17 protein-coding genes and 1 pseudogene are annotated in these 22,004 nt (G+C 49.2%); 11 read left to right on the forward strand and 7 right to left on the reverse strand.

Translation table 11 applies throughout. The features are described from left to right. The first annotated feature begins 61 nt into the window (after positions 1–61). The gene (locus Q0852_RS08715) at positions 62–559 is read left to right on the forward strand and encodes a hypothetical protein (RefSeq protein WP_299017151.1); all 498 of its coding nucleotides are present in this window, start codon (positions 62–64) and stop codon (positions 557–559) included. A gap of 62 nt (positions 560–621) precedes the next feature. Here Q0852_RS08715 and Q0852_RS08720 read toward each other — a convergent pair whose 3' ends face one another. From Q0852_RS08720 to Q0852_RS08740, 5 genes are all read right to left on the reverse strand, one after another. Further along, entirely contained in the window at positions 622–3,156 is a 2,535-nt protein-coding gene (locus tag Q0852_RS08720) for a S8 family peptidase (protein ID WP_299017154.1), read from the reverse strand. A 13-nt stretch (positions 3,157–3,169) separates the two neighbouring features. Then, a complete protein-coding gene (locus tag Q0852_RS08725; protein WP_299017156.1) occupies positions 3,170–4,150 on the reverse strand; it encodes an AAA family ATPase in 981 nt (326 codons plus the stop codon). Positions 4,151–4,565: 415 nt separating this feature from the next. Next, positions 4,566–4,979, reverse strand: a complete 414-nt coding sequence (locus Q0852_RS08730) for a hypothetical protein (RefSeq protein ID WP_299017159.1) — start codon at positions 4,977–4,979, stop codon at positions 4,566–4,568. Then, the gene (locus Q0852_RS08735; protein WP_299017162.1) at positions 4,979–5,224 is read right to left on the reverse strand and encodes a hypothetical protein; all 246 of its coding nucleotides are present in this window, start codon (positions 5,222–5,224) and stop codon (positions 4,979–4,981) included. The genes Q0852_RS08730 and Q0852_RS08735 overlap by 1 nt, the downstream gene beginning before the upstream one ends. Next, positions 5,212–5,694, reverse strand: coding sequence for a hypothetical protein (locus Q0852_RS08740; RefSeq protein ID WP_299017165.1), 483 nt, complete (start codon positions 5,692–5,694; stop codon positions 5,212–5,214). The genes Q0852_RS08735 and Q0852_RS08740 overlap by 13 nt, the downstream gene beginning before the upstream one ends. 325 nt (positions 5,695–6,019) lie before the next feature. Here Q0852_RS08740 and gmk point away from each other — a divergent pair, with 325 nt between their 5' ends. The 6 genes from gmk to Q0852_RS08770 all read left to right on the forward strand — a co-directional run bounded on the left by gmk (position 6,020) and on the right by Q0852_RS08770 (position 13,744). Beyond that, the gene (gmk, locus tag Q0852_RS08745; RefSeq protein WP_299017168.1) at positions 6,020–6,646 is read left to right on the forward strand and encodes a guanylate kinase; all 627 of its coding nucleotides are present in this window, start codon (positions 6,020–6,022) and stop codon (positions 6,644–6,646) included. Between the two features lie 52 nt (positions 6,647–6,698). Continuing rightward, positions 6,699–6,974: a DNA-directed RNA polymerase subunit omega gene (gene rpoZ / locus Q0852_RS08750; protein ID WP_036821454.1), complete on the forward strand. Its 276-nt coding sequence runs from the start codon at positions 6,699–6,701 to the stop codon at positions 6,972–6,974. An 18-nt stretch (positions 6,975–6,992) separates the two neighbouring features. Then, positions 6,993–9,095, forward strand: a complete 2,103-nt coding sequence (spoT, locus tag Q0852_RS08755; RefSeq protein WP_299017173.1) for a bifunctional GTP diphosphokinase/guanosine-3',5'-bis pyrophosphate 3'-pyrophosphohydrolase — start codon at positions 6,993–6,995, stop codon at positions 9,093–9,095. 93 nt (positions 9,096–9,188) lie between these two features. Further along, a complete protein-coding gene (gene trmH, locus Q0852_RS08760) occupies positions 9,189–9,896 on the forward strand; it encodes a tRNA (guanosine(18)-2'-O)-methyltransferase TrmH (RefSeq protein WP_299017175.1) in 708 nt (235 codons plus the stop codon). Positions 9,897–9,916: 20 nt separating this feature from the next. Beyond that, on the forward strand, positions 9,917–11,998 hold the full coding sequence (gene recG, locus Q0852_RS08765) for an ATP-dependent DNA helicase RecG (RefSeq protein WP_299017178.1): 2,082 nt from the start codon (positions 9,917–9,919) through the stop codon (positions 11,996–11,998). A 375-nt stretch (positions 11,999–12,373) separates the two neighbouring features. Then, the gene (locus Q0852_RS08770) at positions 12,374–13,744 is read left to right on the forward strand and encodes a uracil-xanthine permease family protein (RefSeq protein WP_299017181.1); all 1,371 of its coding nucleotides are present in this window, start codon (positions 12,374–12,376) and stop codon (positions 13,742–13,744) included. Between the two features lie 87 nt (positions 13,745–13,831). Here the strand turns inward: Q0852_RS08770 and envZ are convergent, their stop codons facing one another. Together envZ and ompR are read right to left on the reverse strand one after the other, a co-directional pair. Beyond that, on the reverse strand, positions 13,832–15,169 hold the full coding sequence (gene envZ / locus Q0852_RS08775) for a two-component system sensor histidine kinase EnvZ (protein ID WP_299017397.1): 1,338 nt from the start codon (positions 15,167–15,169) through the stop codon (positions 13,832–13,834). Between the two features lie 17 nt (positions 15,170–15,186). Beyond that, positions 15,187–15,909 (reverse strand): two-component system response regulator OmpR, encoded by a 723-nt coding sequence (gene ompR, locus Q0852_RS08780; protein WP_299017184.1) that lies wholly within the window; start codon positions 15,907–15,909, stop codon positions 15,187–15,189. 399 nt (positions 15,910–16,308) lie between these two features. On the opposite strand from ompR, the gene Q0852_RS08785 reads away from it, so the two are divergent. The 4 genes and pseudogenes from Q0852_RS08785 to Q0852_RS08800 all read left to right on the forward strand — a co-directional run. Beyond that, the gene (locus tag Q0852_RS08785; protein ID WP_299017187.1) at positions 16,309–17,352 is read left to right on the forward strand and encodes an SGNH/GDSL hydrolase family protein; all 1,044 of its coding nucleotides are present in this window, start codon (positions 16,309–16,311) and stop codon (positions 17,350–17,352) included. After that, positions 17,349–19,451 (forward strand): methyl-accepting chemotaxis protein, encoded by a 2,103-nt coding sequence (locus Q0852_RS08790; protein ID WP_299017190.1) that lies wholly within the window; start codon positions 17,349–17,351, stop codon positions 19,449–19,451. Before Q0852_RS08785 ends, Q0852_RS08790 begins: the two co-directional genes overlap by 4 nt. A 236-nt stretch (positions 19,452–19,687) precedes the next feature. Beyond that, on the forward strand, positions 19,688–20,158 hold the full coding sequence (gene greB, locus Q0852_RS08795) for a transcription elongation factor GreB (protein ID WP_299017192.1): 471 nt from the start codon (positions 19,688–19,690) through the stop codon (positions 20,156–20,158). Positions 20,159–20,420: 262 nt separating this feature from the next. Beyond that, a pseudogene (locus Q0852_RS08800) lies at positions 20,421–21,935 on the forward strand (BCCT family transporter); the annotation flags it as partial. Between the last annotated feature and the right edge of the window lie 69 nt (positions 21,936–22,004).

A 22,004-nucleotide genomic window follows, 5' to 3' on the forward strand; every position in this document is an offset into this window, starting at 1 on the left:
TTAAAAAAACCTTTCCTTTTAACCATTTGAATCAATTTAATCCTGAAGAGTTCATAAGAAAATGAAAATAGACTATAAAAAACATCAAGAAAAATTTTGGGAACTTTCAAAATCCACCCAAAAACTAACAGTGATAAAGTACTGCGAATTATTTGGTTTAAATTACGCCACTGCAAAAAGATACATTAAAAGATGGAAGAACAACAAATTAACACCAACAACTAGTGGCATAAAAACAATAAAAAGACATGAACGCACTGAGTTTTGGATTAAGCACGTTAGATCATATCTATTACTTGCTACAGAGAATCCAAAATTAACTTTAGAAAAATACGCTATAGAAAATAATATCAATTACAATACATTTAGGACTCGATTTAGAAAACTAAAAGCAAGGCCTGAGCTTTGTCCTTTGTACCAGAAAAAACTTACTGCGGAAAAAGTCAATAATACAAAGTCCAAGATTGAAAAAATAGCGGCCATATCAAATGAAATTAACCGCCTATCCATAGAATTACACTTTCTAACAACAGACTCTAGAGTAAATTACGTTGAATAGTAGCAACTCTAGAAATAGAAAAAGGGCCCGTATAGGCCCTTGATATAACTGAAACTACGTAACTAAACCTCAACTAAATTTTCGGTAGCTATTTGAGTTGCAACCTTCGCATAAACTTCACTATATAAGTCCACTTCAACTTCAGGAACCGATAGAGAAACAACTAGCGCATATCTCGCTTTAGAGTCATAGCGCTCATGAGCTTTACGCGTCTTCCACCATCCACTTGCTGGATATACAGCAATCTTTCCTCTAGCAGCTAAGTCTGCGGCACTACCTCTCCAGATATCCTTATGTAAGGAGCCTCTGTGGCGTTGTGTCGCTCCCAACAGCCAATTGCTATCACCCGGAGATCCTGCTCGTTCCCCCTCCGCAGCAGCGTTAATACGTCTCATAAACTCTGCATCAGATTCATCTTGATGTTTAACATCAAATCTTAGCTGGTGGCTTGCATAGCTGTATTTATTTAGAGTACTGCGACTTGATGGATTGGGTTCAATGAAGTAAGAGAGAGTAACCGTTAACTCCACATCTGCTTCACCAATATTCAATAATTCTTCTACTGGCCACGGCAGATCATGTAAATGCATATCCTTAGTTCTGGTGTCCTTTCCAGTGGGCTTCATAAAGGGTTGAAGTTCATCTTGGATAACTAGCGAGAGAGAATTATTCGCGCTATTCAACGCCTTTGGCAAATTAGGAACACCAAAGCCAACCTTACGAACCAGTTTGGCCATATCAGCTTTTCTGATATTCCGGTCACTACGGTGAGCAGAAATTAGCGAATACATTTCATCAGTCCAGTCAGCCGAGTGAACCGTCAGCGCCCTTACGGTTTCAGGCCAAAGATCGCTGTACTGAGATTTTATTTGAGCAGTAAATCGCGCTGCTAGTGCCGTTGCTGCACTTGTCGCATTCGAACATTGAAAATGTCTCTGTGAAAAATCACTATATGTTGTGAGCAACTGCAAATCTTGCATACCCGCACAACCAGATTCATCACGACCAACGTTACCACCTTCGAATACAACTTCAGGCTTTATCGGCGTATTTCTTCTGTCCCACTCTAAAGACGTCGTCGTATATGGAGACAGACCACCAGAAGGAGCTACAGGTTGGTAATCGCTTGACTCAGAAAGGCTATCTTTTTCAGTATATGCTCCAACTGTTAGCACATTCCAAGCCTGAGCTGGATCATGGACATCATTTAAATAATTAACTGTCGGATACTCGATATTGCCTACAGGTTCGACATTACCAGCACAAACCGTAAACAGCCGTGGCATTTCCCCTTCACCAAGATAATCTACTGCTAAAGTATCCATGGCACTTGACCAAGAAGATGGCCTTCCACGATCTGTTCCTTTGCCCGACGATAAAGACATAGAGTACGTTCTTGAGCGCTCTGGGTTATGAAATTCCACTTCTGATACTGCGTTCTGAGTAATTACCCCTAACGATTTGCCAGCATTATCGCCATCAAACCTCATGGTTTTTACTGACTCTAGCCTGTGTTTTACCGTTGCTATATCTGTTGAACTTAGCGAATCGGTTAAATCTCCCCACATCGCAAGCCCTGCCATCCCAGTACCATGCCCCATAGTATCAGTGGGATCACTATCATCCGTAATTGTTCTTTGATCGCTTAAGTTAGCAAATGGAGCCAACAATGGATGCTCTACATTGACTCCAGAGTCAATTATGCAAACGTACGGAGAATTATCTGAGTGGGAATGGTTTAGCCGTTGAAGTAACTCGTCTGACCAACCTATTTGCTCACAGGGCTCCATAGCATCAAAGAAATCAGCGGTAACTTTTGGATAGCGCATTTCTGAGACTCGGAAAAGCAGCTTAACGTTGTCTTCCAGCTTCCTTTGACTCGCCTTTATCTGAATAACGGTATGTTCAGGGAATCGTAGTTTATGGTCCGATATCTCTATTTCAGCAATACTCGCCAGTTGGGAAAAATCTGAAATTATTTCTTGATAGTGATTATGAGTCTGGCGGCTTTTTCTTGGTGTCGCTAACCATACTTCCCACCAAACTTCAGCCTCTTTGTCTTCTGGAAGGAGACTGTCATCGTCTGCCCAAATGGCCGAAAATGTAGCGCTACGAATGGATTTTATAGAATCAATTAGCTTCTGATGATCAGCAGAATCGCCATTTTGCTTTGTTTTATACTCCTCATAGTCATTGAGCTTCTTCTGATAGAAGCTCAATTTACCTTCAGGTACAAAAGCCGTAGCAATTGTGGTTTGCTGACCATCTTGCTCTACAGTTTTAATATTGTGTAATAAAATTCCTTGCGGATCGTTTGCGAGACTTTGCACCGCAATTTCAACATCTGGAAAGCTTTCAAATTCAACTTGAATACCAACTCCCATTTCGAGAGTAGATATCGGTATGCCTTGTTTTAATGACGAAAAATCACTCGCAACACTTTGAATGTCCTGACGTAGTTTACTACTGTGCGTAGCTCTGTTTTTTGCAGGGATTTCTACTGAGGAGCCACCACCTCTGGAAGGTGATGTAAATTCGTGAGAACTGGCGGAAGAGTTTAAAAAGAAATGGGGTTTATTATAATCGTTGCGGGCCATTCAGTATCCTTACTTACTCCATAAAGTGTTGGCTAATACTTTTTCTGTCTTCAATTGCATGTTGAAGCATTGAGATGGTAATTGAGTTGTGCTCGTGGATCAGCATTTCCTTGATTGCGTCGTTAGCTGCAAGAGTGATTTCAGCGTTACTAAGCCCTTCCGAGATTGCCGGAAGCTTTTTCCAAGAAAAGTTTCTAGCCACATATCCTTGAAGTCGAGATTTGAACAACTGAATTATTTCCTCTTCGGATGGAAGCTGATATCTGATGACATCATCAAAGCGTCTAAACAAAGCATGATCTAGAGCTTCAATATGATTCGTCGCACATACAATCACACTGTTAGAGTCATCCTGCTCAATCATCTGTAAAAAACTGTTTAGAATGCGACGTGCTTCCCCCACATCATTGCTGGAGACACGGTGTGAGCCAAGAGCATCAAACTCATCAAAGAAATAAACACCTCTAATTTCACGAATAGTATCAAAAACTTGGCGTAATTTGGCCGAGGATTCACCTAAATATTTGGTGATAACAGCATCTAAACGAACTTCAAATAACGGAAAGTCTAACTCACCCGCTAATACTGAAGCGGTATAGGTTTTTCCTGTTCCAGGCAGCCCCGCTAACAGGAGTTTTCTACGTGGTGATAAGCCATGATTTTTCAGGGTCGTAAGATGCTTTTGCTCTTTAACTAACCTCTTCAGCCGCTCTTTTACCGCTGAAGATACAATCAAATCAGAAAATCGTAATTTGGGATGACTGGTGGTAAGCAAGCCTGAAGAATCTTTAACGCTATTTGCAATTGATACAGGAAGATTCTTCGCACTGTTCTTCTTTGCTTTATCAACGAGCTGCTTTAGCTCTTGTGCAAGCTTCCCATGACCATTTCGAGCTTCATGAGCCGCGACCTGAAGCGCGATAGATAAAAACCTATCGTCATCTTTGTCGATATGCGACTGCATCAGCGCTTTAATTTGAGTTGAACTGGCCATGATAAAAGTCTAGTTGAATTTAGTAGTATTCCCGTCAAATGATACATGAAATCATCGTTTTCATCTATCAGCTGAAGTGCGATGACTCACATCAAACCAAGTTTATTCGACTCCGCTGCATCAGATAGGATTGGTCAGCCAAGCTTGCCAATGAGACGTTATACGTCTACCACAACTCGAAACGATACCCTTTTAGTTGTAGCAAGAACATAAACTTGTGCCCACTGAAATCAACCAAACGATGACACAAGTGATGACACAAATTGATTTCAGGCCACATCAGCAGCTCTCAACACCCACCAGCACTAACTTCTTACCCAACACCCTACGAGCAGATCCAGAATATTGAATAAAATGCCAAAGCCTCAGCAATGCTGGGGCTTTCTTTGTTAACAATAAAAGCCAATACCAAAATTCAAAATGAGTCACAGCTGATAACCAGTAAGTTATTTCCCCGCATTAAACTCAAGTGAGCAGACATTCCTTCTGAGGCACTTTTTCTTACCGAGCTTCTGACTAAAACCTTACGGCCATCAGTTTCAACAACCACTTCAAACGAAGAAATGAACGGTTTTTGCAGCGACGGCGTCACAACGACTGTATTGGAAAGACTTATATCTAAATTTGAATGGGTGTAAACGTTATACAAGCTGGGTTGTGGTGAAGTAGAAAGCAAAACAGGCTCAAGCGGAGTGAATACTGAGACCTGTGAAAGGTACCCCTCATTGACCAATGCACACCCAACACTCGTTCCCTGTGATGCAAAGGAATCACTGATAGAAAAGATCATTAAGGCTACGGCCACAAAGCAAGAGTAATACTTCTTCATTAGTAATAAACCCCTTTACCAACAGATTTACCATTAAGTATCTGCCAACGGAGCGTTTTTTCTATTTGCCACATTCCTCTACGTAATGTCCCTAATGTGGCATTGTCAAACTCTCTCAATACTGCAGCCAAGCGTTGAGTCAGCCCATAATGTCCATCCAGTTTATCTAAAGCCCAACTAGCTGCTAAACCAACAAAAATAGCTATAGCCAACGGTGCCGCTGCAACCGTTGTTATTGACCCCATAGCAACTCCTGCGGCAGCTGAAAATATGGAAGCAATACCTTATCTTTAAACAAATGTTCAACTACAACTAGAGGAACCGTGAAAAACAAAGTTAGACGGAAACCGCTAAGAGCCGAGTTTTTCAGGGCAGTAGTTCCTATAGCCATATCCATGACCTTACCATTTGTTGCAAGATAGCGAGTCCCCATAAATATACTTCGCAATCCCGGATATCCTTTAAATATGATATATGTTTTTCCTGATACTCTCTTTTGAATAATTCTACCGGTAAAGCCAAGTTCGCGAACTAACTTAGTTAATGTTTTCAAATCTAATGCTGTCGCGGCATTACCTCCCAACAACTTAGCTAGAGGTACCCCTTTATTTTTCGCGAGCTCTACCACTTGCTCCTCAGACAAAACAAAAGCCGTTTGGTGATTCTGTCTTAGTTGTTCATGTAATAACTTTAAACGTGCAGGATTAAAAATCATATTTCATTCACCAAAGTAACTTTTGAATGAAAAATGCTACAAAGTAGTATGAATACAGACCAATACATAAACCTTAAATATCAGTAAGTTCCCAAACAATACCAAAAGATAAAATTAGCTATTACATCCAGATGCGGATTGCTTCACTTAAAAACGAAAAAAACAGTTCGCACCATCTGACAGCACATAATATAAATGTTATCAATTACTGTGATAATTGATGCCTGATAACCAGCCAAGTTGAATTTTTCATCAGTCAGCTAATTCATTTTTCACGCAGTTCATGATACCCTGCGCGACCTTCTTCCACTTGATGAACAACACTATGAGCAAAGGCACCCTGTATATCGTTTCTGCGCCAAGCGGCGCCGGTAAATCGAGCTTAATTTCAGCATTGCTGGAAAAAAACCCGACATACGCAATGAAAGTTTCGGTATCTCATACCACCCGTAACATGCGTCCTGGGGAAGAAAACGGTGTGCACTACAACTTTGTCTCAGTGGAAGACTTCAAACACCTAATTGATGATGGTGCATTTTTAGAGTACGCCGAAGTATTCGGTAACTACTACGGCACCTCTCGACCATGGATTGAAGAAAACCTGGAAAAAGGTATCGATGTTTTCCTCGATATCGACTGGCAGGGTGCACAACAAATCCGTAAACAGATGCCGGAAGCTCGTAGTATCTTTATTCTTCCGCCATCTCGTCCTGAGTTAGAGCGTCGCCTGAACGCCCGCGGCCAGGACAGCGAAGAAATCATTGCCAAACGTATGTCGGAAGCACGCTCAGAAATTTCCCATTACAATGAATATGATTACGTCGTTGTCAATGATGATTTCGACACAGCCGTTATGGATATGAAGGCGATTCTTCGTGCCGAACGCCTGAAACAGGTAAAACAAGCCGATAAGCATGCTAATATGCTTGACTGCCTACTGGCAGAAGAATAAACAATTTTGTACAATTTTCCCCTTATTTGTTAATTAACCACTGGAGTCCTCCATGGCACGCGTAACCGTTCAAGACGCTGTTGATAAAATTGGCAACCGTTTCGATCTCATCCAAATTGCTTCACGCCGCGCGCGTCAGATGCAAACTGGCGGCAAGGATCCACTGGTTCCGGAAGAAAACGACAAGTACACAGTGATCGCGCTTCGTGAAATCGAAGAAGGCCTTATCACTAAAGATATCCTGGATGCTCGTGAGCGTCAGGAACTTCAAGAGCAAGAAGCAGCAGAGCTAGCAGCTGTTAGCGCTATTGCAGGCGACCACCGTTAATTCAGGGAACCGGGCGAATTGTATCTTTTTGATAGCCTGAAAGAAGTCGCAACCGAATACCTGCCTGAGCCCCAAATTGAGGCCCTCAGGCAGGCATATCTTGTTGCGCGAGATGCCCATGAAGGGCAGACCCGCTCCAGCGGCGAACCATACATTATCCACCCGATTGCCGTAGCCCGCATCCTTGCGGAAATGCGCCTCGACTACGAGACGCTGATGGCAGCCCTCCTCCATGACGTTATCGAAGATACCGAGGTCACCAAAGACGATCTCGCCAGCCGCTTTGGCGCGACGGTAGCCGAATTGGTCGACGGGGTATCGAAGCTGGATAAGCTGAAGTTCCGCGACCGCAAAGAAGCGCAAGCAGAGAACTTCCGCAAGATGATCATGGCGATGGCCCATGATATCCGCGTTATTCTGATCAAACTGGCCGACCGTACGCACAACATGCGCACCTTAGGTGCCCTGCGTCCGGACAAACGCCGCCGCATTGCCCGCGAGACCCTGGAGATATTCTCTCCCCTGGCCCATCGCCTCGGTATCCACAACATCAAAACCGAACTGGAAGAGCTCGGCTTTGAAGCGCTGTATCCCAACCGCTACCGGGTACTGAAGCAAGTCGTGGCCGCAGCGCGAGGCAATCGCAAAGAAATGATTAATAAGATCCACGCAGAAATCGAGGGTCGCCTCGACGATGCGGGGATCAACGGCGCCGTACTGGGCCGCGAGAAGAACCTGTACTCCATCTACAATAAGATGAAGAACAAAGAGCAGCGCTTCCACTCGATCATGGATATCTACGCCTTCCGCGTACTGGTTAATGATCTGGATACCTGCTATCGCGTTCTGGGCCAGGTCCACAACCTGTATAAGCCCCGCCCGAGCCGGATGAAAGACTATATCGCCATTCCGAAAGCCAATGGCTACCAGTCGCTGCACACATCACTGGTCGGCCCGCACGGGGTTCCGGTGGAAGTTCAGATCCGTACCGAGGATATGGACCAGATGGCCGACAAGGGCGTAGCGGCACACTGGACATACAAAGACGGTGAAAGCAGCGGCACCACCGCACAGGTTAAAGCCCAACGCTGGATGCAGAGCCTGTTGGAACTGCAGCAAAGTGCCGGTAGCTCATTCGAATTCATCGAGAATGTTAAGTCTGATCTGTTCCCGGATGAAATTTACGTCTTCACGCCGAAAGGCCGTATTGTCGAATTGCCTGTCGGGGCAACAGCGGTCGACTTTGCCTACGCCGTTCATACTGATGTCGGCAACGCTTGTGTCGGCGCCCGGGTAGAGCGACAGCCTTATCCGCTGAGCAAGCCGCTGAAAAACGGCCAGACCATCGACATTATCAGTGCACCGGGCGCACGCCCGAATGCCGCCTGGCTCAACTATGTTGTGACATCCCGTGCCCGGACCAAAATCCGCCAGGTACTGAAAACCATGCGCCGCGAAGAATCACTCAACCTTGGCCGCCGTCTGCTCAACCATGCGCTGGGTGAACTGAATCTCGACCAGATCGATACAGACAACCTCGAGCAGGTACTCACTGATCTACGCCTCGAGACGCTGGATGATTTGCTGGTTGAGATTGGCCTTGGCAAGTTGATGAGTGTCGTAATTGCCCGTCGACTGCTGGGTAATGCCGACGAGCTTACCGAACGAGAAACGGATCGCCGTCTGGCTATCCGCGGTGCCGACGGTATCCAGCTGACCTTTGCCAACTGCTGTCACCCTATTCATGGTGACCCAATCATGGCCCATATCAGCCCAGGTAAAGGTCTGGTGATCCACCGTGAAGAGTGTGCCAATATCCGTGGCTACCAGCGAGAGCCGGATAAATACATGGCGGTAGAGTGGAGCGAGGATTTCGAGCAGGAATTCGTGACCAACCTGAAGGTCGATATGCTGAACCACCAGGGTGCACTGGCCGATCTGACCAATACCATCGCCGCAACCGGTTCCAATATCCAGGGACTGGCGACGGAAGAAAAAGATGGCCGCCTGTACACCATCACGGTACGACTGACGACCAAAGGGCGTATCCACCTGGCTGGCATTATGCGCCGTATCCGGGTCATGCCGAATGTGGTGCGAGTCTCTCGCCGGAAGAACTAACAAGCAAGAACAGGGCTTACGGCCTTGCTCCTGCAACGAACCGAAACGCCCGTCTACGGGCGTTTTCTTTATGATAGAAAGACAGACAACATTATGACTCCTGATCGTTTTCAACGTATTCAGTCGGTATTGGCCACCCGCCAGCCGGATCTGACGGTGTGCATGGAAGAAGTGCATAAACCCAACAATGTCTCTGCCATCATCCGCACCGCCGATGCCGTAGGCGTGCATAAAGTTCATGCCGTCTGGCCCAAAGATGGCATGCGCGTTCTGAGCCATACCTCTGCAGGCGCTCGTAACTGGGTTGAACTGGAAACCCATGACACCATGGTTAATGCCGTCAGTACACTCAAAGCCCAGGGAATGCAGGTACTGGCAACCAACTTGTCCGACACCGCGATTGATTTTCGTGAAGTGGATTACACCAAACCGACCGCCATTATTCTTGGCGGAGAAAAAAATGGGATCACCCCTGAAGCCTTGGCCTTAGCCGATCAGGACATCATTATTCCGATGGTCGGTATGGTACAGTCTCTGAATGTCTCGGTAGCCAGTGCGCTGATCCTCTATGAGGCCCAGCGTCAGCGCCAGCTTGCCGGTATGTACGAGCAAGAAAAGACCCTGCTTCCGGACGATGTAGTACAGCGTATTCTGTTCGAGCGCGGCCATCCGGTACTGGCCAAAGTTGCCCGTCGCAAAGGGCTGCCTTACCCGCCGCTGGATGAACAGGGCCAGATTGCTGCCGATGACGAATGGTGGAGCATCATGCAGGCGACCGAGCCCAAGAAAAAAACCAAATAATAGCGAGACCAGGAACAGCAATGAGCGGACAACTACTTGATACCATAGCCCTGACCGAACTGGCCGGCGTTGGGGCCAAGATGGCTGAAAAGCTGGAGAAAATTGGCCTGCATACGGTTCAGGATCTGCTGTTCCACCTTCCCCTCCGCTATGAGGACCGCACCCGTATCTGGCCATTGGGCAATGTCATGCCCGGCCAGCACCTGACCGTTCAAGGTGAAGTCCTGAGCAGTAGTATCAGCTTCGGCAAGCGCCGGATGCTGACCGTCAAAATCAGCGACCCGACCGGCTCTGCAACCCTGCGCTTCTTCAACTTCAATGCGGCGATGAAAAACAGCCTGAGCGAGGGCAAACAAGTCAAAGCCTACGGTGAGATAAAGCGGGGCAAGTACGGGCTGGAAATCATCCACCCAGACTACAAAGTCTTTTCCGAGCCAACCGACCTCAGCGTAGAAGAAACCCTGACCCCGGTCTACCCGACAACTGACGGCCTGCGCCAGCTAACCCTGCGCAACCTGACCGATCAGGCCCTGCGCCTGCTCGACAAAGCAGCCGTCAGCGAACTGCTGCCCGATGGACTGTATGACCGCCAGATGACCTTAGCCCAGGCTCTGCACATCATGCACCGCCCAACTCCGGATGTCTCACTCGACCAGCTCGAAGAAGGTAAGCACCCGGCGCAACAGCGATTAATCCTCGAAGAGCTGCTGGCACAAAACCTCTCGATGCTTGCCGTCCGTAATAAAAGTCAGCAACACGATGCCTGGCCGCTACCGCCAAGTGATACCCTGAAACAACAGCTACTCGCCAGCCTGCCGTTCAGCCCGACAGGCGCTCAACAACGGGTCGTGGCCGATATCGAAGCCGATCTTATCCGGCCACAACCAATGATGCGCCTGGTGCAAGGAGATGTAGGCTCAGGCAAAACCCTGGTCGCCGCCCTCGCCGCCCTGCGGGCCATTGAGCATGGCTACCAAGTCGCGCTGATGGCACCGACCGAGCTGCTGGCCGAGCAGCATGCGATCAACTTTGCCAACTGGCTGGAGCCGATGGAAATCCAAGTCGGCTGGCTGGCCGGCAAGCTCAAGGGCAAAGCCCGCGATAGCGAACTCGCGCGGATTGAAAGCGGTGAGGCAAAAATGGTGGTCGGCACCCATGCCCTGTTCCAGGAACAAGTGGTGTTCAACAATCTGGCTTTGGTCATCATCGACGAACAGCACCGTTTCGGTGTCCACCAACGCCTGGAGCTGCGGGAAAAAGGTGCCAACAACGGCCGCTACCCGCACCAACTGATCATGACTGCCACCCCGATCCCGAGAACCCTGGCCATGACAGCCTATGCCGATCTCGAAACCTCAGTCATTGACGAGCTGCCGCCGGGCCGGACACCGATCCAAACCGTCGCCCTGCCGGACTCACGTCGGGCTGAGATTATCCAGCGGATCCGCTCTGCCTGCCTTAACGAAGGTCGTCAGGCTTACTGGGTCTGCACCCTGATTGATGAATCTGAAGTCCTGGAAGCCCAGGCCGCCTCAGATACGGCCGATGAGCTGACTGCCCAGTTGCCGGAGCTGAAAATCGGGCTGGTGCACGGGCGGATGAAACCGGCAGAAAAACAGGCCGTGATGCAGCGCTTCAAAGAAGGTGAACTTCACCTTCTGGTTGCCACCACCGTGATAGAAGTTGGGGTAGATGTGCCCAACGCCAGCCTGATGATCATTGAAAACCCGGAACGCCTGGGTCTGGCCCAGCTCCACCAGCTTCGTGGCCGTGTTGGCCGGGGCAGCGTTGCCAGCCACTGCGTATTGCTTTACCACGCTCCGCTGTCGAAAACCGCCCAGAAACGCCTCGGGGTTCTGCGCGAAAGCAGTGATGGTTTCGTCATCGCTCAACGCGATCTGGAAATCCGTGGCCCTGGTGAGCTACTCGGAACCAAACAAACCGGTATCGCCGAATTCAAGGTTGCCGATCTGGTACGTGACCAGCATCTGATCCCCCAGGTGCAGAAACTGGCACGCTATATCCACAGTCGCTACCCGGACAACGCCAAAGCAATTATCGATCGCTGGCTAGGCCAGCGTGAAAATTACTCCAACGCCTAGTCTGGAGAACATTTCAGCCAGAAGTAACAAAAAAGTAACTTTTTCACGATAGGCAATCGCTTGGCAGGCAGGCTCACTATAAATTGTGATCCCGGCAGCCAAGAGCGAATAACACACCCAGTCATTTCTTTATCTTTTCAGCCATTCCGGCACTTTTTTCCTTATAACAGGAAATAATCCTCACTAAAGCACGCAAACGTTTGCCATTTGCCGATAGATAATTACAATAGCGCACAAATTTCATCCACACCCATCTCTCCCGGTGCCGGACTGGATCTGAGTAACAGCAATCACAGAGCTATCCAGCCGTCACGGACCGCTACCCATTCAGCGTACTGGTCAGGATCACAGAGATACACCAAGGAAAAAATGGCCATGACTCGCCAACACAGAGAAATAGAGACACCTGTTAAATCCGATCTGATCTACCGCCTTGATGATCGCCCGCCGTTGCCGCAAACCCTGTTTGCCGCTGTCCAGCACCTGCTGGCTATGTTCGTCGCCGTCGTCACCCCCTCGCAGATCATCTGCCAGACGCTGGGTGTACCGGCCGGCGATACCAACACCATTGTCAGCATGTCTCTGTTTGCCTCGGGCATCGCCTCCTTAATCCAAATCCGTACCATCGGCCCTATGGGTTCCGGTTTGCTTTCTATCCAAGGTACCAGTTTCAACTTCCTCGGCCCGATCATCGGTGCAGGGCTTTCCCTTAAAGCCGGTGGTGCTGATATCCCGACCATGATGGCCGCCATCTTCGGCACCATTTTAGTCGCCTCCTTAACCGAAGTTCTGATTTCCCGAGTACTGCAACATGCCCAGCGCATCATCACTCCGCTGGTGTCCGGTATTGTAGTCACCTTAATCGGCCTGACCCTGATCCAAATCGGCCTGACGTCAATGGGAGGCGGTTATGCCGCAATTAAAAACGGTACGTTCGGCAGCCTGGATAACCTGATGTTGGCCGGCACGGTACTCAGCCTAATCGTATTGCTGAACCGGGTTAAAAACCCATACCTGCGCGTCTCCTCGATTGTGGTTGCTATGGCTGCTGGCACCCTGCTCGCCTGGCTGACCGATCTGGTGGATACATCACGCATGAGCCAATCTGAACTCATCGCTATCCCGCAACCAATGCAATACGGGCTAGGGTTTGAATGGTCACTGCTGATCCCACTGGTGATTGTATTTGCTATTACCTCTCTAGAAGCCATTGGCGACATTACCGCAACTTCTGAAACCTCCGAGCAGCCGGTTGCCGGCCCGGTATATATGAAGCGAATCAAAGGCGGTGTACTGGCCGATGGCATCAACTCCGCCATGGCAGCAGTACTGAACAGCTTCCCAAATTCTACCTTCAGCCAGAACAACGGAATTATTCAACTCACCGGTGTTGCCAGCCGCTATATCGGCTACTTTGTTGCCGGGATGCTGCTCTTACTCGGCCTGTTCCCTGGCGTTGCTAACCTCGTCCAGCTGATCCCGGAGCCAGTACTCGGTGGTGCTACAATCGTAATGTTCGGTACCATTGCCGCATCCGGCGTACGGATCATCTCTCGATGCAACCTCGACCGCCGCGCCATCCTGATCATGGCACTCTCTTTCTCAATGGGCCTCGGGATTGCCCAGAAACCGGAAATCCTTCAGTTCATGCCGGAGTGGATCAAAAGCATTCTGTCTTCAGGCATGGCGGCTGGCGGGATCACGGCGATTATCCTGAACCTGGTATTGCCGGAAGAGAAAAAATAAAAACGAGAAGCGAAACAGATAAAAACAAAAAAGCGAGAGTCACAGTGACTCTCGCTTTTTCTTTTTATGTAGACGAATTCTAGAAGATTAATGCTTCTTACCGGCGTCCAACGGCAAGTTAACCTGTACTTTCAGCCCCCCGGCATGGCGGTTAGTCACCGAAATCGTACCTTCATGCTGGTCGATGATCCGCTTAACAATCGCCAGGCCAAGGCCGGTCCCTTCCGACTCACAGCCCCGCGCAGTATCTCCCCGGGTCAGCGGCTGAAACATCTTAGTCACCTGCTCCGGCTCAATACCCGGCCCGTCATCCTCAACACAGTACCAGGCTGTCTTACGATCGGCGGTCACACCGCTGGCAATCCTCACCCAACCGTTACCGTAACGGAGGGCATTGGTCACCAAATTCGCAACCGAACGTTTAATCGCCACGCCATTGACATGCACCACACGGGGAATGTCATCAAGAGCCAGCTCAATCTCGTGCTCATAACCACCTTCAGTCTCGGCAACCTCCTGCAGCAGGCTGTTCAGGTTGAGGGCTTCCTCTTCCTGCTTTTTAGTCGATTTCAGGTAGTCCATAAACTGGCTAATGATCTCATTACACTCCTCGGTGTCATTGATCATGCTCTCGGCCAGGTAACTATCATCCGGTGACATCATTTCGGTAGCCAATCGGATCCGAGTCAACGGCGTACGCAAATCATGGCTCACCCCGGCCAAAAGCAGCGCCCGATCTTCTTCAAGCTGCTTGATACCCTCTGACATTCGATTGAACGATTTGGTTACGGCGCGAATTTCCGACGCCCCCTTCTCAGGCAGGTGCGGCGGCGTTTCCCCCCGGGCAACCAGCAAGGCCGCTTTCTCCAATGCCACCAAAGGCCGATTCTGGATCCGGATGAACAACCAACCACCAGCAATCACCATCAATGCAATCACCAGGCTATACTGGAACAACGGTGCAAAATCATCCTCTTGCAACTCCGACAGTGGGATCCGCATTAAAAAGCCGGGCATCGCCTCGCACTTCATCCACAGGACATAGCTGTCAGCCCCCAGCACCAAACTGACTTTTGTCGGCGTCTCCAGGGCTCGTGTCATTTCCTCACTGAGGTATTCAATTTCCGTAGCCTGCAAGTACTCCTGGTTCTGAGGGATGCTGTCGGGGTGCAAGGTCACACCCAGCTGCTCCAACAAACGGCGCCTTACCGGTGTATCCAGGTGGAAGGTTTCACCATCAGCCAGCTCAACATCTTCTTTCAGCATCAGCCGGACTTCATAAGCCAGAATCCGGTTGAACTGCTGCAAACTTGGTAACAAGGCATAATTGAGCACAGCCAGGTAAGAAAAAATCTGGCTGGCTATCAACAAGCCAGCCAGCAGAATAAGGGTACGGGTGAATGTACTGCGCGGGAATATCCGCATCATACTTGCCTCATGGATTAAGCTTCGCTGCCGTCAGGGACAAAAACGTAGCCCAACCCCCATACGGTCTGAATATAGCGTGGACGACTTGGATCTTCCTCAATCATCCGGCGCAGGCGGGAGATCTGCACATCTATCGAACGCTCCATTGCTGAATACTCACGGCCTCGGGCCATATTCATCAGCTTGTCACGCGACATCGGTTCACGAGCATTTGTCACCAGCGCTTTAAGCACCGCAAATTCACCTGAAGTCAGCGGCATTGCCTCATCACCACGGAACATCTCACGGGTTCCCAGGTTCAGTCGGAAGTCACCAAACTCAATCATCTTACTTTCCACACTCGGCGCGCCCGGCGCCTCAATAGTCTGGCGGCGCAGCACGGCACGGATCCTGGCCAGCAATTCTCGTGGGTTGAAAGGCTTCGGCAAATAATCATCGGCACCAACTTCCAGACCAACAATCCGGTCCACTTCGTCCCCTTTGGCTGTCAGCATCAAGATCGGCAACATATTATTGGCATTACGTAAGCGGCGGCAAATCGACAAGCCGTCCTCGCCCGGTAACATCAAGTCCAGCACCATTAAGTGAAAGGTTTCACGGGCTAATAAACGGTCCATCTGCTCACCGTTCGCCACACTGCGAACCTGAAAGCCCTGCTCCGACAGATAGCGCTCCAACAGCGCGCGTAGACGCATGTCATCATCAACAACCAGAATCTTAAAGTTTTCCTGCATCATTACCTACCTGCATCATTCTCACAACGAAAATCACCTTCGCGCATTCGATGATATGTTACCCAAACCGTCTCGCAGATACCCTGCCATCCGAGGAATAAATTGTTACGTATTATGTCCGCAAAGCACAACGAAAAAGACATGGCCTAACTATCAGTTTCGCCACTCATTTTCACAAGATGAGTCATGTTCGTCCCATTCATCAGGTATATAAAACACCCCATGCTGATAAATTTGATAACAATAAGTCATTCCATATAATCACTATGAACAATTACTTGCAGTGAATCGATTTAAATAAATCATGATTGCATAGAAATTTTATATCCTGTCAAAACATACATTCGTAACTAACACCATGCAAATGTTCTCTGCTTAGTTACACGAATCAAGAATTACACCATGAAAAAAATCACACTAACAACACTTCTGGCTATCATGCCTCTTTGCTCTCACGCTGCAGATTTCAACACCATCTCAAACTTCGGTGACAGCCTGTCTGATATCGGCAACAAACATATGATCACCGTTGGTATGAACCAGACCACCTCAGGAAAAATCGGCATTCGCGCTGCCAAGCCTAACTTCGATGGCCGCTTCAGTAATGGACCGGTATGGACTGAATATCTGGCAGGCTTTCTTGCTAAACCAGCACCAAGCCGAGCTCATGGTGAAATTACCAGCCAGGTAGTCTTAAAAGACCAAGCTGGCAAAATTATTACCTACCGTTACCACGACCAAGCTCAGCCAGGTTCCAACTGGGCTGTCGGCGGCGCAATGTCCGGCCTGGGTAACTTCATCGACATTGACGCCTCTCAAGGCTTCACCGCTGAATCTGGCCTAGACGTGCTAACCAACAGCGGAGAGCAAATCCAACAGCGTATCGCCAACAAAGGTCAGTTCACTGGCAATGAGCTGGTCAGCTACATGAGCGGAACCAACAACCTGTGGTTCACCCTGTTCGGCGATCTCAACCAGACCGGCGACAAGGCCGCAAGCTATGCCCTTGCCGATGTGAAAACCTTAATTGATGCCGGTGCAAAACAGATCCTGGCCGCTAACATTCCAAACTTCGCCGATGCCCCATGGTTTGCCGGTCAGCAGAAAAAAACCACCCAGTTCATCCTGTCACACAACCACGCCCTGAAAGCAGGTTTAGATAATCTGGCAGCAACCCATCCTGAGGTTGAAATCTTCTACTTTGATACGTTTGCCTTGTTTAGCAAGGTGAGCCACGAAGTGAAAACCAACGGTCAGTACCACGATAAAGAGCTGGCAGTCACTATCACGGACGTAACCGGTGAAGCCTTCAGCTATGCAACCGGTGAAGTGATTGCTCAGCCTAACCACAACCTGTTCTGGGATGGTCTGCACCCAACAACGGTAATGCACAAAATTATGGCTAAGGGCGCAGCTGATCTCGTCAAAGCCGGAAAGAGCTTATGATTTCACTCAAATCTATACGTCATCAAATCATTATAGGCGCGGCAACGTGCCTGTTTATCTCGCTAATGGCGGTCCTTTTTGTCGGCCTCAAATACTCCAGCCAGCTGGAAGATATGGTGTCTGACAAAACCTATTCATTTGCAGATAGCACGCTCAGCCAGCTACTGGAAGAAACCAGCAAGTTCCATTCAGGCCAGATCGAGAACCAGCTGTCCGTTGCGATGAACTCTATTGAGGCCATGGCAAGCGTTATCTCCGGCATGGCGAGCAACCAGGACGGGCAGAATAAGGTTAGCCGGGAAGCACTGTCACTGATGGTGCATGACCTGCTGGCCGGTAACCAGCAGTTCCTGGGTGCCTATATCGCCTTTGAACCCAACGCCTGGGATGGCAAAGACGATAGCTACGAAACCATTGACGGAAAAGGCCAGTTCAATGTGTACTGGACCCGCAGTAGTGACAGCCAGCTCAAACCGTCATCCGTTGACACTGATCGCTTTTATATCCAAGACAGAACCAAAACCGGGACGCGTGTCAGTGAGTGGTACCTCTGCCCGGTTGAAACCGGCCGCAGCTGCCTGATCGACCCTTGGGCATACAATGTACAGGGTAAACAGGTACTCATGGCTAACCTTGTCACTCCGATCAAGGCCAATGGCCGCACCATCGGTATGCTGGGTATCGACTTATCGGTCAACTTTATCAACGAACTGGCTCTGAAACTCCAGCAAGAAAAGTTTGGTCCGAACGCTCGTATCAGCATTATCACCCACCGTGGTGTTGTTGCGGCTGATACCGATCCTGTCTCGCCACTGGGCGGTATCCTTCCCGACTGGGCTCAATATCGCTCACAGTTTCAGGCTGGCAACCAGCTATGGCTATCGACCGACGAGTATTCCAGCCTGGCAACACCGATCCGGGTAGGTAATACAAACACACCATGGATGCTATGGATCTCAGTACCGAAAGCAGAACAGCTCAGTGAGATAAACCAATTGCAGAGCGATCTGGACTCCTCGTTCGACGAGTTCCTGAACAGCCAGGTTATTGCCGGTTTGCTGATCTCTATCGCGGCGCTGACTGTGCTTTACATCCTGGCCAGGCGTATTTCCACCCCGATCCAACAAGTGGTTCAGATTGTGCAGCGGCTCAGCCAGGCAGGCGGTGACCTGACCTTCCGGCTGGATGTCACCAGGAAAGACGAAACCGGAGAACTCACGTCCGGGCTCAATATCCTGATGGCCTCGCTGCAAAGTATGATCCGCGATATCGCAGGCTCCGTCGACAGGTTAAAACAAGCGGCAAACCACTCCGCCGATATTGCCGAAACTTCACATCAGGATGTACAGCAACAGCGCCTGGAGTTGGAACAAGTCGCCACCGCCATTAATGAAATGGCCTGTACCGCCAGTGAAGTTGCCAATAATGTCGCCAACACGGCCAGCTCGGTAGAAGAAGCAAACCAGGCCATTACCCGTTGCGGCAATGTCGTAAATAATAGCGCCAGCATGATCAACCAGCTAGGTGAAGTCATGGAAAACTCCACGGCGACCATTGCAGATCTGGAGACCCAGAGCCACCAGATCAGCAGTATCCTGGAAGTGATTCGCAGTATTTCTGATCAAACAAACTTGCTGGCCTTGAACGCGGCAATTGAAGCGGCCCGTGCCGGTGAGCATGGCCGTGGATTTGCCGTAGTAGCCGACGAGGTGCGTCAGCTGGCTTCCAAAACCCAGAGCTCAACAGAAGAAATCCAGCAAATGATCGACCGCTTCCAAAGCCAGATCAAGCTAACCGTTGATACTATCTCGAATGGCCGGGCCTTTAGCCAAAACAGTATCGAAAGCACGAAAACAGCAGTCATGGAACTGGAAGCACTCATGGCGACGACATCGGCGATTCAGGAAATGGTGTGTCAGATTGCCACTGCAGCAGAAGAGCAGCATCAGGTAACTGAAGACATCAACCGCAACATCAGCACAATTACCGAGCTCACCGCCAAAGCCGCCCAAGCCGCAGAGACATCCAGCCAGGAAGCACAAGGGATGTTGACGCAAACCAGTGACGTTGAAGCAAAACTAAACAAATTTAACTACTAGTTTAATCCTTGCCTTTAACGGCTTACCCGAAGCTATTTCGTTCCAGGCCCACAGCTATCGCTGGGTTAAGGGCGAAATAGCCTCTCCTATCACCCACAGAATTAGAATCGTTCTGAAAAAATGATAATTCACCCTTCACCTTTTATTCTTAGCCACACTATTTTCAACGGGTAAGATTGACGCCACCGACAAACCGTTAGACTATTTGGCAGGCATTAGGAAGCTGGATAAGAAAAATGAAGACCAACTTAATTACGCGCGAGGGCTACAACAAGCTCAAAAACGAACTTGATTTCCTATGGAAAGAAGAACGCCCGGAAGTTACCAAGAAAGTAACCTGGGCAGCCAGCCTGGGCGATCGCAGTGAGAACGCAGATTACCAATACAACAAAAAACGCCTGCGCGAAATCGACCGCCGGGTCAGATACCTGCGCAAGCGCCTGGAACAAGTTCAGGTAGTGGACTACTCACCACAGCAAGACGGAAAAGTCTTCTTCGGTGCCTGGGTCGAAATCGAAAACGAAGACGGCGAAACCAAATCCTTCCGCATTGTCGGCCCAGACGAAATCTACGGCCGCAACGACTATATCTCTATCGACTCGCCAATGGCACGGGCACTACTGAAAAAAGAAGTCGATGAAGAAGCCGAAGTAATGACACCGCAAGGGAAAAAACTTTGGTTCGTCAACAGTATCAAATACAACTAAGCGCTTTCAGCCTGTTAATGGTTTACCCGGGCTGATAAGCCCGGCCTCCCCTCCATCTGCCACCAGCAATGAAAAACACATCATCTTCGCTATCCTTAATTCAGGTTTATCCCTTGTTGTTTGCCCGCAGTGATGAACTGGATGCGTAACGGTCACAGGTCAAAAACCATTACGTTTATGCGAATGCAAATCCGATAACGTTTGGAGACATGACATGTCTGACTTAACGAACATTGTGAAAGCAGAACATACACCGATACAGCAATCGACCAGCAAAAAGCTGGGACTGGATAACCCGGCACTGTGGATGAGCGGCGGTTTTATTGCGTTATTTGTCGTAATGGCTCTGTACGACAATGTCCTCCTGTCATCTATCGTCAGTTCAGGGTTCTCCTGGGCAGTTAAAATATTTGGTCCATACTGGCAGCTGCTGCTACTGCTTACTTTTCTGATCAGCCTGATCTTAGCCGCAGGCAGAACCGGGCATGTCAGACTTGGCGCGCTGGACAGACCCGAAATTGACGGCTTTCGCTGGATGGCCATTATTCTTTGCACCCTGCTGGCAGGGGGAGGCGTGTTCTGGGCTGCCGCTGAGCCAATCGCGCATTTTGTCAACCCACCACCACTATATGGTGCGCAGGAAAACCTACAGCAAGGCGCAGTTAATGCCCTATCGCAATCATTCATGCACTGGGGGTTCCTGGCCTGGGCAATCCTCGGCAGCTTAACCTCCATCGTATTAATGCATCTCCATTATGATAAAGGCTTACCATTGCAGCCACGTACTCTGCTTTATCCGATACTGGGTGAACGCGCACTTAACGGCTTAACCGGCGCATTCATTGATGCCTGCTGCATCATCGCGGTTGCTGCCGGTACAATAGGCCCTATTGGCTTCCTTGGTTTGCAAATCAGCTTTGCCCTCAACGCATTATTTGGTATCCCAGACGGCTTTGCCACGCAATTTGCCGTTGTCCTTTTTGCGATTGCTATCTATACCATTTCGGCATTAAGCGGGTTAAACCGCGGTATTCAGATCCTCAGCCGTTATAACGTAATCCTCGCGGTTGGCTTAATGATATATATCTTAGTCTTCGGCCCGACGAGCTTTCTCGTCAACAGCTACCTACAAGGTGTTGGCACCATGCTGGACAACTTCATCCCAATGGCCACTTACCGTGGTGATGAAAATTGGCTAAGCTGGTGGACCGTTTTTTTCTGGGGTTGGTTTCTTGGCTACGGGCCGATGATGGCAATTTTTATTGCCCGTATCTCGCGTGGCCGCACCATTCGCCAACTGGTGATGGCAGTCAGTATTGCGGCACCGTTTATTACCTGCTTCTGGTTTACGGTCGTCGGGGGATCTGGGGTTGCCTTTGAAATTGCCGAACCGGGCTCTGTCAGTAAGGCTTTTGAAGGGTTTAACTTACCCGGGGCACTGCTTGCAATTACCCAGCAACTGCCAATGCCAATGCTGATCTCTATTCTGTTTTTGTTCCTGACCACCATCTTCATCGTAACCACGGGTGACTCGATGACCTACACCATCAGCGTTGTGGTCAGCGGTGATACCGAGCCCAATGCCATTATTCGGGTCTTTTGGGGGGTAATGATGGGAATCACGGCAATCATCCTCATCTCCCTTGGCTCAGGCGGTGTTTCGGCACTCCAGTCCTTTATCGTCATCACCGCTGTTCCTGTTTCATTAATCTTGCTGCCATCACTTTGGAATGCACCCCAAATGGCAATAAAAATGGCGAAGGAACAAGGTTTATAACGTTCAGTATTGTTCGTAGCCTAATCCGCCGTAGAATGGGCGGGTTAACGACAACCAAGAGATACCAAC

Origin of the sequence: uncultured Photobacterium sp. (assembly GCF_947502415.1) — a bacterium.
In the GTDB taxonomy this organism is placed as follows: domain Bacteria; phylum Pseudomonadota; class Gammaproteobacteria; order Enterobacterales; family Vibrionaceae; genus Photobacterium.

Coding starts and splice junctions, on each gene's coding strand:
- greB (WP_299017192.1), top strand. CDS start 19,688: ATGAAGACCAACTTAATTACGCGCGAGGGCTACAACAAGCTCAAAAAC.
- ompR (WP_299017184.1), bottom strand. CDS start 15,909: ATGATGCAGGAAAACTTTAAGATTCTGGTTGTTGATGATGACATGCGT.
- trmH (WP_299017175.1), top strand. CDS start 9,189: ATGACTCCTGATCGTTTTCAACGTATTCAGTCGGTATTGGCCACCCGC.
- Q0852_RS08715 (WP_299017151.1), top strand. CDS start 62: ATGAAAATAGACTATAAAAAACATCAAGAAAAATTTTGGGAACTTTCA.
- Q0852_RS08770 (WP_299017181.1), top strand. CDS start 12,374: ATGACTCGCCAACACAGAGAAATAGAGACACCTGTTAAATCCGATCTG.
- gmk (WP_299017168.1), top strand. CDS start 6,020: ATGAGCAAAGGCACCCTGTATATCGTTTCTGCGCCAAGCGGCGCCGGT.
- Q0852_RS08725 (WP_299017156.1), bottom strand. CDS start 4,150: ATGGCCAGTTCAACTCAAATTAAAGCGCTGATGCAGTCGCATATCGAC.
- envZ (WP_299017397.1), bottom strand. CDS start 15,169: ATGCGGATATTCCCGCGCAGTACATTCACCCGTACCCTTATTCTGCTG.
- rpoZ (WP_036821454.1), top strand. CDS start 6,699: ATGGCACGCGTAACCGTTCAAGACGCTGTTGATAAAATTGGCAACCGT.
- Q0852_RS08730 (WP_299017159.1), bottom strand. CDS start 4,979: ATGAAGAAGTATTACTCTTGCTTTGTGGCCGTAGCCTTAATGATCTTT.
- recG (WP_299017178.1), top strand. CDS start 9,917: ATGAGCGGACAACTACTTGATACCATAGCCCTGACCGAACTGGCCGGC.
- Q0852_RS08720 (WP_299017154.1), bottom strand. CDS start 3,156: ATGGCCCGCAACGATTATAATAAACCCCATTTCTTTTTAAACTCTTCC.
- Q0852_RS08790 (WP_299017190.1), top strand. CDS start 17,349: ATGATTTCACTCAAATCTATACGTCATCAAATCATTATAGGCGCGGCA.
- Q0852_RS08740 (WP_299017165.1), bottom strand. CDS start 5,694: ATGATTTTTAATCCTGCACGTTTAAAGTTATTACATGAACAACTAAGA.
- Q0852_RS08735 (WP_299017162.1), bottom strand. CDS start 5,224: ATGGGGTCAATAACAACGGTTGCAGCGGCACCGTTGGCTATAGCTATT.
- Q0852_RS08785 (WP_299017187.1), top strand. CDS start 16,309: ATGAAAAAAATCACACTAACAACACTTCTGGCTATCATGCCTCTTTGC.